Genomic DNA, 14067 nt, shown 5'->3' on the forward strand with positions numbered 1-14067 from the left:
ATGTACGCTTCATCGGCCTGCACAAGACCTACCCGGGGCAGGATGCCCCGGCCCTGGCCGATATCGACCTGACCATCCAGCACGGCGAGATCTTCGGCATCATCGGCCGCAGCGGTGCCGGCAAATCGTCGCTGATCCGCACCATCAACCGCCTGGAGCAGCCCAGCGGCGGGCGGGTCTTGATCGACCAGGTGGATATCGCCGGGTACGACGAGGACCAACTGGTCGCCCTGCGCCGGCGCATCGGCATGATCTTCCAGCACTTCAACCTGATGTCGGCCAAGACCGTCTGGCAGAACGTCGAACTGCCGCTCAAGGTCGCCGGCGTGCCCAAGGCCGAGCGTCGGCGCAAGGTGGAAGCGCTGCTGGAGCTGGTCGGCTTGCAGGAAAAGCATCATGTCTACCCGGCGCAGTTGTCCGGCGGACAGAAACAGCGTGTGGGGATTGCCCGGGCGCTGGTGCATGACCCGGCGATCCTGCTGTGCGACGAAGCGACCTCGGCCCTGGATCCGGAAACCACCGAATCGATTCTCGGGCTGCTGCGGGATATCAATCGGCGGCTGGGCCTGACCATCGTCCTGATTACCCATGAGATGGCGGTGATTCGCGACATCTGCCACCGCGTGGTGGTGCTGGAGCGCGGGCGGGTGGTCGAGCAGGGCGAAGTCTGGGAAGTCTTCGGCGACCCTCGGCACGACGTCAGTCGCACCTTGCTCGCGCCATTGCAGCCGGCCCTGCCGCCGTCGCTGCTGGAGCGCTTGCTGCCCACGGCCCCGGATGCAAACGCGGCACTGGTGCTGCGCTTGCGCATCAGCGGCCAGGACCGCGAAGCACCGGACCTGGCCGCGTTGTTCGCAGCGCTGGGTGGCAAGGTCAGCCTGTTGCAGGGCGGGATCGAACCGATCCAGGACCGGGCGCTGGGGCAGTTGGTGGTGTCGGTTTCCGGCTCGCCGCACGCGCACGAGGCGATTATCGAACGCGCCCGTCACTGGGCCGCGCAGGTGGAGGTGCTGGGCTATGTGGTTTGATCGCTTGTTGCAGGGAGTGATCGACACCCTGCTGATGGTCGGCGTGTCGTCGCTGATCGCCTTGCTGGTCGGGATTCCGCTGGCGGTGATTCTGGTCACCAGCGGTAAGGGCGGTATCTTCGAAGCACCCACTGTTAACCGCGTGCTGGGCGCATTCGTCAACCTGTTCCGCTCGATTCCGTTCCTGATCCTGATGGTGGCGCTGATCCCCTTTACCCGGCTGATCGTCGGCACCACCTATGGGGTCTGGGCTGCAGTAGTGCCGCTGACCATCGCGGCAACGCCGTTCTTCGCGCGGATTGCCGAGGTGAGCCTGCGCGAGGTCGATCATGGCCTGATCGAAGCGGCGCAAGCGATGGGTTGCCGGCGCTGGCATATCGTCTGGCACGTGCTGTTGCCCGAAGCGCTGCCGGGGATCGTCGGCGGCTTCACCATCACCCTGGTGACCATGATCAACTCCTCGGCCATGGCCGGAGCCATCGGTGCCGGCGGGTTGGGAGACATTGCCTACCGCTACGGCTACCAGCGCTTCGACAGCCAGATCATGTTGACGGTGATCGTCATGCTGGTGGTACTGGTGGCGTTGATCCAGGTGAGTGGGGATCGGTTGGCCAGGCGGTTGAACAAGCGCTGATTTCTCGGGCCTCATCGCTGGCAAGCCAGCTCCCACAGGGATCTCGCGTGCACCGCTAAACCTGTGGGAGCTGGCTTGCCAGCGATAGGGCCGGTCCAGACACAACAGGAATCAATGACCCTCCTCCCCGGACCAGTCTCAGGGCTACCTTGAAATTTCCACATTCAAGGAGCGAGACATGGACCGTCCCTCATCCAACCGCCTACGCCGTGGCCGGGTTTCAGAGCCTGGCAGGCTGTATGTATTGACTACCGCGACTGAACTCCGAGCACCGATATTCAACGACTTCGGCCTGGCCAGATTGGTGATCCATCAACTTAGGCAAACAGAGCAGGAAGGCTCGGTCACTTCTCTCGCATGGGTAGTGATGCCAGATCACCTTCACTGGTTGATCGAATTGAAGAGTGTGACCTTGAAGACCTTGATGCGGCGCTTCAAATCCCGAAGCACCTGCGCTGTGAACAAGGCCTGTGGCCGACAGGGCAAGCTATGGCAACAGGGGTTTCATGACCGGGCTTTGAGGCGGGAAGAAGATATCGTGGCAGTTGCCCGGTACATCGTTGCTAACCCCATTCGTGCTGGATTGGTCAGAAAGGCTGCTGATTATTCCCATTGGGATGCGGTGTGGCTGTAAGCCTCATCGCTGGCAAGCCAGCTCCCACAGGTCCGCGTGCTCCGCTGGACCTGTGGGAGCTGGCTTGCCAGCGATGAGGCCCTGAAGGGCAATACAAGAGTCAGGCCTTCTCCGGCTCCTTGATCCTGTACCACGCCACATACAACGCCGGCAGGAACAACAGCGTCAGCAATGTCGCCACGATGATCCCGCCGATCATGGCGTAGGCCATCGGCCCCCAGAACACTTCGCGGGCGATGGGGATCATGCCCAGGCTCGCCGCCGCCGCCGTGAGCAGGATCGGCCGGCGCCGGTGGTTGGTGGCTTCCACCACCGCATCCCATGGCGTGTACCCCTGCGCTTCGTATTCGTCGATCTGCGTCACCAGGATCACCGAGTTGCGGATGATGATGCCGATCAGCGCGAGAATCCCGAGTATCGCCACGAAGCCCATGGGCGTGCCCGTCGGCACCAGCGCCAGGACCACGCCGATCAACCCCAGCGGCGCGACGCTGGCAACCAGGAACAGCTTCTGCACGCTGTGCAACTGGATCATCAGGAAGGTCGCCATAAGGAACAGCATCAGCGGGATCACCTTGCTGATCGGCCCCTGGGCCTTGGCGCTCTCCTCCACCGTACCACCGGTGGCGACTTCGTAGCCTGCCGGCAGCTTGCTGGCGAACTCGTCGATCTTCGGCTTGAGCTGCGCCACCAGGTCGGTGGGCTGGATTTCGTCCCGTACCGAGGCCTTGATGGTGATGGTCGGCTTGCGGTCCCGACGCCAGACCAGCGGCTGCTCCAGCTCGTAACGCACCGTGGCGAATGCCAGCAGCGGGATCGAGGTGCCGTTGGGGGTGACGATCTGCAGGTTCTGCAAGGTCTGCGGCGAACCCCGCTCGCTGTCCTCGGCCCGCGCCACCACATCGATCAGGTAGATGCTGTCATTCACTTCGGTAACCGGCGCGCCGCTGACGATGGCCTGCATCACGTTGGCCACGTCTTCCGACGACAGGCCTAGCTGGCGCGCCTTGTCCTGGGCGATGTCTACCCGCAGCACCTTACCCGGCTCGTTCCAGTCATAGATCATGTCGCCGATATGCGGGTTGCTGTCGAGCAGGGTCGCCAGGTCGATCGCGTGCTTGCGCACCAGGTCGATGTCCTTGCCGCTGACCCGGTACTGGATCGGCCGTCCCACCGGCGGGCCCATTTCCAGCGACTGGACGTTGCTGCCGATACCGATGAAGTCATCGCGCAAACGCTTCTGCAGCCGCGTCTTGAGCGCCTCGCGCGATTCAAGGCCCTTGCTCACCACCACCAGTTGCGCGTAGTACGGGTTCTGCAACTGCTGGTCGAGCGGCAGGTAGAAACGCACCGCACCCTGGCCGATATAGGAACTCCAGTGGACCACGTCCGGGTCGTCCTTGAGGGTGGCTTCGAGGCGATCCACCGCCTTGCGTGTCTCGGCGATCGAGGCGTTCTGCGGCAGGTTGAGGTCCACCAGCAGTTCCGGACGGTCCGAGGCCGGGAAGAACTGGTTCTGCACGAAGCGGAAGCAGAAGATCGACAGGGCGAAGATCAGCACCGTGCCGACGATGGTCAGCCAGCGATGGCGCATGCACCAGACCAGGCCGCCATGGAAGGCATTGGCCAGGCGCCCGGGCTTTTCCTCGTGCTTCTTGAGCTTGGTGCTCAACAGGTGCACGCCCAGTACCGGGGCGAACAGCACCGCGACGATCCACGAGACGATCAGCGCCACGGCGATCACGGCGAACAGGGTAAAGGTGTACTCCCCCGCCGAGCTGGCATTGAGGCCGATGGGCACGAAGCCGGCCACGGTGACCAGGGTCCCGGTAAGCATCGGGAAGGCGGTGGAGGTGTAGGCGAAGGTCGCCGCCTGGTCTTTGCTTTCGCCCATTTCCAGGCGGGTGACCATCACCTCCACGGTGATCATGGCATCGTCCACCAGCAGGCCGAGGGCAATGATCAGGGCGCCGAGGGAGATCCGCTGCATGGTGATGCCACTGTATTCCATGAAGACGAAGACCATCGCCAGCACCAGCGGGATCGAGCAGGCCACCACCAGACCGGCGCGCAGGCCGAGGCTGACGAAGCTCACCAGCAGCACGATCACCACCGCCTCGAACAGCGCACTGGTGAAGCCGCCGACCGCCTCCTTCACCACCACCGCCTGGTCGGACACGGTGTAAACGCCAACGCCCACCGGCAGCTCGGTGATGAGCTGGTCCATGCGATCCTGCAATTGCTTGCCGAACACCTGCATGTTGCCGCCGGCCTTCATGCCGATGGCCAGGCCGATGGCGTCATGCCCGTTGTAGCGGAACTGCACGGTCGGCGGATCGACGTAGCCACGGCGGATTTCGGCGATATCGGCCAGGCGATAGAAGCGATCGTCGAGGCGCAGGTTGACCTCGGCCAGATCCTTTTCCGAGGCGAACTGGCCGCTGGTGCGCACGGAAATCCGCTCCGGCCCGGCTTCGATCACCCCCGCCGGGGTCACCGCATTCTGTGCCTGCAGGGCCTGGACCACTTGCCGCTGGTCGATGCCCAGCGCCGCCAGCTTGCGGGTGGAGAAGTTGAGGTAGAGCACTTCGTCCTGGGTGCCGATCATCTCGATCTTGCCCAGGTTGGGCACGGTGCGGATCTCGGCACGGACCTGTTCCACATAATCGCGCAGCTCGCGCATGCTCAGGCCGTCGGCGGTGAAGGCGTAGATCGAACCGTAGACGTCGCCGAACTCGTCGTTGAACCCCGGGCCCTGGATGCCCTGGGGGAACTCGCCGCGGATGTCCTGGACCTTCTTGCGCACCTGATACCAGATCTGCGGAATGTCCTCGGCCTTGGTGGTGTCGCGCAGGTACACGTAAACCGTCGATTCGCCCGGCCGGGTGTAGCTTTTCACGTAGTCGAGGGAGTCCAGTTCCTCGAGCTTCTTCTCGATGCGGTCGGTGACCTGCAACAGGGTTTCGTCCTGGGTCGCGCCGGGCCAGCGCGTCTGGATGACCATGGTCTTGATGGTGAAGGACGGGTCTTCCTCACGCCCCAGGTTCAGATAGGAAAACACCCCCATCAACAGGGCAACGAACATCAGGTACCAGACGAACGATTGATGGCGCAGGGCCCATTCGGAGAGGTTGAAGCTTCCTTTCATCGCGTCCCTTCCTCATCGACCATGACCTTCTGCCCCGGCTTGAGGCTGTTCACCCCGGCAGTAACGACCCGCTCGCCGGGCTGCACCCCCGACGCCAGCAATACCGAATCCTGTCCTCGTTGCAGCACCTGAACCTCCCGCGGATTCACCACTTTCTGCCGGGTATCGACGATCCACACCTGGCTCTTGCCTTCGACCTCCTGCAGGGCGCTGACCGGAATCTCGCTGCGCGGATTCACTGCCGAACTCAGGCTGACGCTGATCGAAGTGCCGAGGCGGAAGGCCTCCGGGGTTTCCCGCAGGGTCAGGCGCGCACGCCGGGTGCGGGTGCTGGCATCGGCCTGAGGTTCGATCTCACGTACCACCGCACTGGTATGAATGCTGTTGTCGAGTTGCGCCATCACGGTGAATTCAACGCCCTGGGCCAGGTCATCGGCGAGGTAGGTGGGCAGGTCGATCACCGCCTCCTTGACGTCCGGGCGGGCCAGGGTGACCACCGCCTGCCCCGCCGCCACGGTCTGCCCGGCCTCGGCCTGCCAGTCGGTCACCACGGCAGCGTGATCGCTGCGCAATTCCGCGTAGCCGAGCTGGTCCCTGGCCTGCTGCACCGCCGCCCGGGCCTGCTCGCGGCTGGCAGCGGTGGTCTTCAGGTCGGTCTGGGCGATGTCCAGTTGCGCCTGGGCGCCGACACCGCGGTCGTACAGTTGCTGCTGGCGACGGGCATTGGCCTGGGCGTTGATCCACTGCGCCTCGATCTTCGCCAGATCGCCTTCGGCGGCGCGCAACTGGTTGCGCTGGTCGGTGGGGTCAAGGCTCGCCAACACGTCGCCCGCCTTCACCGTGGCGCCGACATCAACCCAGCGCCGCGCGATGCGCCCGCCCACGCGAAAGCCCAGGGTACTTTCATAGCGGGCCTGGATAGTGCCCGCAAAACGCCCGAGGTCGAGTGCGTCCTGGGTCTTCACCTCGGCCGACAGCACCGGGCGGATCGGCTCGGGCTTTTCCTTCTCACCGCCGCAGGCCACTAGCAACAGGCAGCCCGCCAGCATCACGGATGTTCTCATTGACCCAACCCCGCCTTGGCCTCATCGACGACTTCCACCTGCATGCCGGGGTGCAGCAACTGGGCGCCGAGCACCACCACCTGCTGGCCGGCCTCCAGGCCCTCGCTGATCACTACTTCGCCGGTCAGGTAACGCCCGACCTTGACCTTCTGCAGGCGCACCTTGCTGTCCTCCTCCACCAGCCATACCGCCGGCTCGCGCAGCTCCTTGGTCAGCGCCGACCAGGGCAGTTCGATGCCCGGCTTGCCCTGGGCGTTGCCGGTGGCACTGACCGCCGAGCCCAGGTCCATGCCCGGCGGTACCTTGTCCAGGGCGATCTTGATCTGCACCGTGCCGCTCTGGGCGGACACGGTCGGGGTGATCTCGCGCACATGCCCGGTGGCCTGCACCTTGGGGTCGTCGATCAGGCTGACGGTGATCGCCTGCTCGCTCTCCGGCGCCAGCAGCAACGATTCATAGACATTGAACACCGCATCACGCCCGCCATCCCGGGCCAGGCTGAAGATCGGCACCGTGGCCTGGACCACCTGGCCGACCTCGGCCTGGCGCTCGGTGATGACCCCGGCGGCATCGGCCACCAGCGCGGTGTAGCTCAGTTGTTCCTTGGCGTTGGCCAGTTGCGCCTCGGCGGCTTTCAGGGCGCTCTGGCTGCTGCGCAACGCGGCCTGGGCCGAGTCGTATTCGCTCTGGCTGGTGTAGCCCTTGGGCAGGAGTTTCTGCTGGCGCACGAAGGCCGCCGAGCTTTGCGTCACCCGCGCACGCGCGGCCAGCACCTCGGCATTGGCCGAATCGACATTGGTTTGCAGGTCTTTCGGATCGAGACGCGCCAGCACCTGGTTGGCCTTGACGTGATCACCCACATCGACGCTGCGGGAAATGATCTTGCCGCCCACCCGGAATGACAGGTCGCTATGTACCTGGGCCTGGACATCACCGGTGAGGGTGACCCGCGGGGAAAAATCGCCGGTTTCGACCTTCTGCACCGTCACGCGCGGATGCTGCGGCTCTTCGGCCGGCTTGTCGCGGCAACCCGTCAACCCCAGCGCCAGCCCCAGGAAAATCAACGAACAAGAACGCGACAACTTCATGCGGGCTCCTTTGCATGGGCCGGTTCGGAGGGGAATGTGATTAATGCGATTGTTAGCGTAGATCAGGCTTTGATTACTGCCCACGCGACAATGAGAACTCTCTTACAGAGCCTTGAGGTAAATCAGTCAACCGCGGGGGGTGATTGGTTCAATTGGCTATTGGCGTCGAGGTCCGGCACCCATGGAGTCAGCGCGAGGTATCGCGAATCCCCAGCACGCGGTTGACTTTACGTACCGCGAAATTACGCAGCCGTTCTCCCCTGCCCGGTCCCTCGGGCGGATGTAGCACCAGGCCCGCCTGGTAGAACCTGGTGCCGTCCAAACCGGTCAGGAATGGTGTCTTATCGGTCGGATACAACATCGTAACGGGAGGCTCGTCAGGCAGTTTCGGCTCTTCGACGGATTTGTCGTATCCGGGATCAGGCGCTTTGCTTTTCCGAGCCGCCTTGCTCGGCTGGGCAAGCGCCGCAAGTTCGTCAAGCGAGGAAAGACTGTCGGAGCGGCTCACTCTTTTCCCGTTCACGTAATGCTCATGGTAAGGCGGAGTAAACACCCCGCCTTTCGGCATCGGGGCCAACTTACGGATGGGATACCCGCTGCGCTTTGACGCATAAAGCAAAAGCGCCGACAGAGGAACATGCCCGTCGGGATCGATCACGTTGACAGGATCACCCAAGCCATACCCATAGGCATTCAAGCCACCGCGTTCGAAAGGGCTCTTGCTGTCCGGCGCGTTGAAGCGCAGGAGCACCGGGTTGTATGCACGGTAGCCGAGACCCAGCAAGTACTGGCCGATGCGGGGCTCGAGGCGCTCGCCATTGAACCCGAGGCTTGCGGCGGGCGGTACCGAGCCCGACAGTGAAGCTATCAATCTGTCCATCAGCTTGATCTCATAACCATCCGTCTGGATTCATTTCCGAATCATTCGTGCGGATCACGTTGCGGACACTACCTACATGATCGACGTTCCTTTTGTTGGGTTTGGCAGGGTTTTGCCCTAGGCGAGCCGTCTTGCTCCGTTTTGATTCCGGAGGGACCAAACGGCCATTGATCCACGCCAGCGTCCGTGCGTCTTGTGCAGACTCTGCCTGTGGGTTCGGGTGAATACGCACCCCCTGACTCGATAGATGTACGGGCCAGTCTTCCACGGCATCTGCAGGATCAACACTCCGGGACGACGGTGCTGGTGGATCTGGAGCCTCAGGTAGTTTTCTCCCCCGCATGGACGCAACCAGATCTTTAGCATTGCCAGTTGCCACCGAGGCATTCGTCCCACCCGAAGACGGCACGGGAGGCAACGCCTTTGGAGGGGGGGTCCTGGAAAATGGTCTGAAGAGTTTTCTAAACTGAGTCATCAGCCAACCCGCTCGTCCGTCAGGATCCAGCAGATTGACCGGATCCCCCAGGCAATAGGCATAGGCATTCAACCCACCCCGGGCAAAAGGGCTCAGCGCGTCGGGGTTGTTGAAGTGCATCAGCACCGGGTTATAGGCGCGGTAGCCGCTTCCGAGCAGGTAGTGACCGGTGCGGGGCTCGAGGCGTTGGCCGTTGAAGCCTGACCACCCGCCTCCGGCATTGCGCTGGGTATGAGGACGAGGCGGTTCGGTCGGCGTGGACATGGTCGGTACCTGAAGCGGATACATACGCCACAGGATAAAGACCCGAGGCCCGCCGCGAACCTGACAGAACTATCAGGTTCGACGAGCGGCAGGCCCCGGCACGGGTATCAGCCCTGCCACTTGCCGCCTTCGACAATCACGCTTTCCGGCTTGGTGTCGTCGCTCAGTTCCTTGCGCACGTACTGGTCATACAGCTTGTGCAGGAATTTCTCCTCGCCCAGGCGCGCCAGCTCGGCGTTGACCCAGTCGCGCAGTTCGATGTTGCCCTTCTTCACCGCCGGGGCGATCGGCGCTTCCTCGCCGAGGAACTCCGGGAGCACACGGTAGCCGGGGTTCTGCTTGGACCAGCTGAACAGGATCAGGTTGTCCTGCGCGTAGGCATCACCGCGGCCATTGGCCAGGGCCTGCAGCGACTCGCTGTTCTTTTCGAACTTCAGCAGTTTCCAGTCCGGGTGGTTCTTGGTCAGCCAGATATCGGCGGTGGTGCCGGTGGTGACGATGGTGGTCTTGTCGGCCAGGTCATCGAGCTTCTTCACGCTGCTGCCATCGGCAACCAGTGCCTGCACCGCAACGCGCAGGTTGGGGTTGGTGAATTCCACCGCTTCCTTGCGCTCCGGGGTGACGGTCATGTTGGCCAGGATCAGGTCGACCTTGTCGCTTTGCAGGAAGGGAATGCGGCTGGCCGGCTCGACCGCAACGAACTCCACCTTGTTCTCGTCGCCCAGCAGCGACTTGGCGAAGGCGCGGCCGATGTCGGTGTCGAAACCGACATAGCGGCCCGTTTCATCGACGAAGCCGAACGGCGGTTTGTCGGTGAAGACGCCGACGATCAGCTTGTCCCGGGCCTTGATGGTGTCCAGGTAGCTGGCGGTGGCCGGGGCCGGCGCGGCGGCGGTAGCGGTCTTCGGCGCTTCGGCGGCCTTGTCGCAGCCGGCCAGCAGGGCCAGGCCAAACAGTGACAGCAGTAGCTTGGACGTCTTGGCAGTTTTCATATCAGTTCCTTTTGAGGTTTCTCGGGCAGGCTTTCGACATAGGAGAATTTCTCCAGGAACTGCTGCGCGCGTGCGGTCTGCGGGTTCGTAAAGAAGCTCTCGGGCGAGCGTTGTTCAAGGATCCTGCCGGCTTCCATGAACACGATGCGGTCGGCCACCGCGCGGGCGAAGGCCATTTCGTGGGTGACGATGAGCAGGGTCATGCCGTCCCGGGCCAGGCCCTGGATCACCTGCAGCACTTCCTTGACCATTTCCGGATCGAGGGCGGCGGTAACCTCGTCGAACAGCATCACCCGCGGGTTCATACACAGCGAGCGAACGATGGCGATACGTTGCTGCTGGCCGCCGGACAGCTGGCGCGGATAGGCATCACGCTTGTCCAGCAGGCCGACCCGGGCCAACAGCGCCTCGGCCTGGGCCACCGCCTCGGCGCGCTGGCGCTTCTGCACCTTGAGCGGGCCGAGCAGCAGGTTGTCGAGCACGGTCATATGGCCGAACAGGTGGTAGCTCTGGAACACCATGCCGACCTGCTGGCGGACCTCGCGCCAGTCGGTCTTCGGGTCGAGCAGTTCGCGCCCTTCCAGTTTCAGGCTGCCGCCGTGGGCGGTTTCCAGGCCATTGAGGCAGCGCAGCAAGGTGCTTTTGCCGCAGCCGCTCGGCCCGAGGATGACCACCACTTCGCCGGCCTGTACCGACAGGTCGATGTCGTTGAGCACCCGGTGCTCGCCGAAGAACTTGTTGAAACCCTTGAACTCGATCAATGCGCTCATGCGTGCGTCCAGCGCCGCTCCAGCGCGCGGGAAGCGGCCGACAGCGGGTAACAGATAAAGAAGAAGAACAGGAACAGCGCGCCGTAGATCAGCACCGATTCATAGGTGCGCTCGATGATCTGCTGGCCAACCTTGATCACGTCCACCACACCGATCAGCACCGCCAGCGAGCTGGTCTTGATGATCCGCGTGTAGACGTTGATGGTTGGCGGGGTCATGCGTTTCAGCGCCTGGGGCAGCAACACGTAGCCGTACAGCTGCCAGCCGGACAGGCCGATGGACAACCCCGCCTCGCGCTGGCCACGGGGCAGCGACAGCAACGCGCCTCGCACCACCTCGCCCACTTCGCTGGCGCCCCACAAGGCCAGCACCAGCACCGCGCACCAGAAGCTCGGCAGGCTGACACCAAGGAAGATCGGCAGGCCGAAGAACAGCAGGTACAGCCAAACCAGCACCGGGATGGCGCGGAACAGCTCCAGGTAGATGCGCAGGACGATGTTCACCCCGTGCTTGCCCAGGGTCGCCAGCACGCCATAGAGCACGCCGCCAAGGGTTGCGAACAGGATTCCCAGCCCGGAGATCGCCAGGGTTTGCGCGGCGCCCTTGCCCAGTTGCGGCAGAGACACCAGCAACAGCTCAAGACCCGAACTGGCCATGTTGCAGCCTCCGTTCCAGGCGGCTCAGCAGCAGCGACAGCGGGAGGAACAGCAGGACGCAGATCAGCGTCATCACCGCGAGCATTTCGTAGGTCTTGTAGTACAGGGCGATATAGCTCTTGGTGGTGTAGAGAATCTCCGGCACCGCCACCGCCGAAACCACCGTGGTTTCCTTGAGCAGGAAGATGAAATTGGCGAACAGCGCCGGCAGGCTCAGCAGGCCGGCCTGGGGCAGGATCACATGGCGCAGCAGCTGCAGTTCGGAAAGGCCGATGGAGCGCCCGGATTCCAATTGCGCTACCGGTACCGCCTCGACACCGGCACGCAGGACCTCGGTGAGGTAGGCGCCGCCGAGGAAGGTCATGGTGATGATGGCGGCAGCGAAACCGGAAATCTTCACGCCCAGGGCAGGCAGGGCGAAATACACAAAGAACAGCTGGATCAACAGCGGTGTATTGCGCGCCAGCTCCACGTACAGGGCGACCAGGCGGTGCAGGACGGGGATGCGGTAGAGCAGGATCGGCGCATTGATCAGCGCAACCACCAGCGAGGTGGCAATGGCAATCAGGCCCACCTGCAGGGTTACGCCCACGGCCTTGAGAAAAGCCGGGAGCGTGCTGAGGATGAAGGCGAAATCGAAGGTCATGAACTGGTCTTTCCCGGACCGGCCCGGGGTAGACGGGCGCTTGCTGACTTGGGGCGAGGCGGATAGCCTCAGTGGGAAAGACTCTAAGGGTATAAAAATAAATTTTTAAATACCGTTATCGAATATGTATAGCACTCAAATCGCGCCCTTCCCGCGCCCCCAATGAGACCGGCCTCACCCGCGATACGTCCGGTTAATTCATTACCTTGATCGCGCGTGAATTTGGACGGTCCAAGCGTCTGGCAGCATGAACGGCTAGTGCAGGTAGGGATAAATACCCTGGAGAAACTGGCGCAAGTTCGGGTCCTGGCTCGAGAGAGGCTCTATCAGCGCGTAATCCCGTAATAAATTGTAATCTCCCCTTTGGAACGCTGCGCCTGGCATCCGCCCATGAGGACGCTGATTACGCATTGGCATCATTTCATTCATGATCCTGCGAAAAGATGTTACGCCACCGCGCTCCTTGACTATCACGTCAACCGCCGCGTTGCTCCTCTGCTTGATCGCTTGCCTCAACTTCTCCTCATTTTCCAACGAAAGTTGGTTTACACGGCGCACCCGGGATTTGCTGAGCCGAAGAGATCGCCGGGGTTGAGCCACTGGAGAACGCTCGCGGACAGGTGGGAACACAGGCGACAATGCGCCCGTATTGGAGCCGGGTTCATGTCCCGCAGACAAGTTCAAGGGCTCCTGCTGCTCCGGCACAGACAGCAACCTGTCGGATCGCGATGCGATCTGTGTAGCCGAGGGCTGGACAGTGGCCCGTCTGGAAAGATCGAGAAGTACACCGGGACCTGAATGGCGGGCTATATGCACAGTCGGCGCGGGTAGAGACGTCCTTCGATGCCACATTCCCGGCAAGACCGGCACGTGACCGCTAGGGTCGGCAAGATTGACAGGGTCCCCTTTGCAGTAAGCGTAGGCATTGAGCCCACCTGCCCCGAATGGGCTCCAACTGTCCGGCTGGATAAACATCATCAGCAACGGGCTGTAGGCACGATAACCTTTGCCCAAGAGACAGTGACCGGTCCAGGACTCGAACAACTCACCATTGAAAGCGAGCGAAGCCTTGGGCAGATGCCGTGTGCCCGGTTCTTTCATCGTCATGATCCATCACCTGACTGGAGAATGGCCCAAGCGTATAACAGCGTGGCTGCGTCCATAACTGGTAGAAGTGTCAGGTCGCTTCGAAGTGCGGGTTCGTTCGCATGGCCTGACCACTGTCAGCGCCGAGATGCGCCGTTATGGCGCGGGTCAGCAGTAACTTTCCTCAAGGACCGATAGAACCTCATATCTTTTTTGTTTCCTGCGGCTCGTGCCCTGGCCACTAGCCAATCGAGATGAAATTTTCGAAGCATGGGCGTTCCATGCTGTGTATCCATCGTGACAGCACGCTCCCTCGCTGAAAGTGGTAATAGCCGGTACAACTCCTTCAAAACCGCGCTTTTGCTCCGATTTTCCTTAGAAAGTTCAAGGATGGCCTGCGTGTTTCGGGATTTAATCATGCCGGGAAGATTGTTAACTATTTTGTTGCGACGGTCCACGGCGCCCTGTTTGAGCCGATTACGAGCTCCCATGATGGGCGGCAAAGCTTCCGTGTGTGCCCCCGAAGACGCCAAGGCGGTACTCGATGTAGAGGCCAGAGGCGAAGATTGGGGAAATGGGGATGGCGGACGTGAGGGCGAAACGGCAGCCGGGGCAAGGCCTGTCGGTGAACTCCCCACAACTGCGGCAGGTACCATTACTGGTTGTTCAGGAAAGTTATCGAGCAGTGGGAAGTCTTGCATG

11 protein-coding genes and 2 pseudogenes are annotated in these 14067 nt (G+C 62.4%); 3 read left to right on the forward strand and 10 right to left on the reverse strand.

Annotated features, from left to right (window positions below):
• The 3 genes from N7650_RS27240 to N7650_RS27250 all read left to right on the forward strand — a co-directional run.
• A partial coding sequence (locus N7650_RS27240) for an ATP-binding cassette domain-containing protein (RefSeq protein WP_279900832.1) occupies positions 1-1028 on the forward strand: 1028 nt, incomplete at its 5' end.
• The gene (locus N7650_RS27245; RefSeq protein WP_279900833.1) at positions 1018-1662 is read left to right on the forward strand and encodes an ABC transporter permease; all 645 of its coding nucleotides are present in this window, start codon (positions 1018-1020) and stop codon (positions 1660-1662) included. The genes N7650_RS27240 and N7650_RS27245, both read left to right, overlap by 11 nt.
• Positions 1663-1840: 178 nt before the next feature.
• Positions 1841-2296 (forward strand): transposase, encoded by a 456-nt coding sequence (locus tag N7650_RS27250; protein ID WP_279900834.1) that lies wholly within the window; start codon positions 1841-1843, stop codon positions 2294-2296.
• A gap of 100 nt (positions 2297-2396) precedes the next feature.
• Here N7650_RS27250 and N7650_RS27255 read toward each other — a convergent pair whose 3' ends face one another.
• The 10 genes and pseudogenes from N7650_RS27255 to N7650_RS27300 form a co-directional block, all read right to left on the reverse strand.
• Positions 2397-5444 (reverse strand): efflux RND transporter permease subunit, encoded by a 3048-nt coding sequence (locus N7650_RS27255; RefSeq protein WP_279900835.1) that lies wholly within the window; start codon positions 5442-5444, stop codon positions 2397-2399.
• The gene (locus N7650_RS27260; protein ID WP_279900837.1) at positions 5441-6508 is read right to left on the reverse strand and encodes an efflux RND transporter periplasmic adaptor subunit; all 1068 of its coding nucleotides are present in this window, start codon (positions 6506-6508) and stop codon (positions 5441-5443) included. Before N7650_RS27260 ends, N7650_RS27255 begins: the two co-directional genes overlap by 4 nt.
• Complete coding sequence (locus tag N7650_RS27265) at positions 6505-7596, reverse strand: efflux RND transporter periplasmic adaptor subunit (protein WP_009395990.1); 1092 nt, start codon at positions 7594-7596, stop codon at positions 6505-6507. The genes N7650_RS27260 and N7650_RS27265 overlap by 4 nt, the downstream gene beginning before the upstream one ends.
• A 631-nt stretch (positions 7597-8227) precedes the next feature.
• Positions 8228-8422 (reverse strand): annotated as a pseudogene (locus N7650_RS27270) (RHS repeat-associated core domain-containing protein); the annotation flags it as partial.
• A 544-nt stretch (positions 8423-8966) separates the two neighbouring features.
• A pseudogene (locus N7650_RS27275) lies at positions 8967-9167 on the reverse strand (RHS repeat-associated core domain-containing protein); the annotation flags it as partial.
• 155 nt (positions 9168-9322) lie between these two features.
• Complete coding sequence (locus N7650_RS27280) at positions 9323-10207, reverse strand: transporter substrate-binding domain-containing protein (protein WP_009395985.1); 885 nt, start codon at positions 10205-10207, stop codon at positions 9323-9325.
• Entirely contained in the window at positions 10204-10977 is a 774-nt protein-coding gene (locus tag N7650_RS27285; protein WP_009395984.1) for an amino acid ABC transporter ATP-binding protein, read from the reverse strand. The genes N7650_RS27280 and N7650_RS27285 overlap by 4 nt, the downstream gene beginning before the upstream one ends.
• Positions 10974-11633, reverse strand: a complete 660-nt coding sequence (locus N7650_RS27290; protein WP_009395983.1) for an amino acid ABC transporter permease — start codon at positions 11631-11633, stop codon at positions 10974-10976. Before N7650_RS27290 ends, N7650_RS27285 begins: the two co-directional genes overlap by 4 nt.
• A complete protein-coding gene (locus tag N7650_RS27295; protein WP_009395982.1) occupies positions 11614-12279 on the reverse strand; it encodes an amino acid ABC transporter permease in 666 nt (221 codons plus the stop codon). Before N7650_RS27295 ends, N7650_RS27290 begins: the two co-directional genes overlap by 20 nt.
• Positions 12280-12534: 255 nt before the next feature.
• A complete protein-coding gene (locus tag N7650_RS27300; protein ID WP_279900840.1) occupies positions 12535-13386 on the reverse strand; it encodes an RHS repeat-associated core domain-containing protein in 852 nt (283 codons plus the stop codon).
• Positions 13387-14067 lie beyond the last annotated feature (681 nt).

This window comes from Pseudomonas sp. GD04058, assembly GCF_029836855.1.
In the GTDB taxonomy this organism is placed as follows: domain Bacteria; phylum Pseudomonadota; class Gammaproteobacteria; order Pseudomonadales; family Pseudomonadaceae; genus Aquipseudomonas; species Aquipseudomonas bharatica.

Bases quoted from the DNA above. Each gene is read 5' to 3' on its own strand.
- N7650_RS27245 (WP_279900833.1), top strand. From the start codon at position 1,018: ATGTGGTTTGATCGCTTGTTGCAGGGAGTGATCGACACCCTGCTGATG.
- N7650_RS27250 (WP_279900834.1), top strand. From the start codon at position 1,841: ATGGACCGTCCCTCATCCAACCGCCTACGCCGTGGCCGGGTTTCAGAG.
- N7650_RS27255 (WP_279900835.1), bottom strand. From the start codon at position 5,444: ATGAAAGGAAGCTTCAACCTCTCCGAATGGGCCCTGCGCCATCAATCG.
- N7650_RS27260 (WP_279900837.1), bottom strand. From the start codon at position 6,508: ATGAGAACATCCGTGATGCTGGCGGGCTGCCTGTTGCTAGTGGCCTGC.
- N7650_RS27265 (WP_009395990.1), bottom strand. From the start codon at position 7,596: ATGAAGTTGTCGCGTTCTTGTTCGTTGATTTTCCTGGGGCTGGCGCTG.
- N7650_RS27280 (WP_009395985.1), bottom strand. From the start codon at position 10,207: ATGAAAACTGCCAAGACGTCCAAGCTACTGCTGTCACTGTTTGGCCTG.
- N7650_RS27285 (WP_009395984.1), bottom strand. From the start codon at position 10,977: ATGAGCGCATTGATCGAGTTCAAGGGTTTCAACAAGTTCTTCGGCGAG.
- N7650_RS27290 (WP_009395983.1), bottom strand. From the start codon at position 11,633: ATGGCCAGTTCGGGTCTTGAGCTGTTGCTGGTGTCTCTGCCGCAACTG.
- N7650_RS27295 (WP_009395982.1), bottom strand. From the start codon at position 12,279: ATGACCTTCGATTTCGCCTTCATCCTCAGCACGCTCCCGGCTTTTCTC.
- N7650_RS27300 (WP_279900840.1), bottom strand. From the start codon at position 13,386: ATGACGATGAAAGAACCGGGCACACGGCATCTGCCCAAGGCTTCGCTC.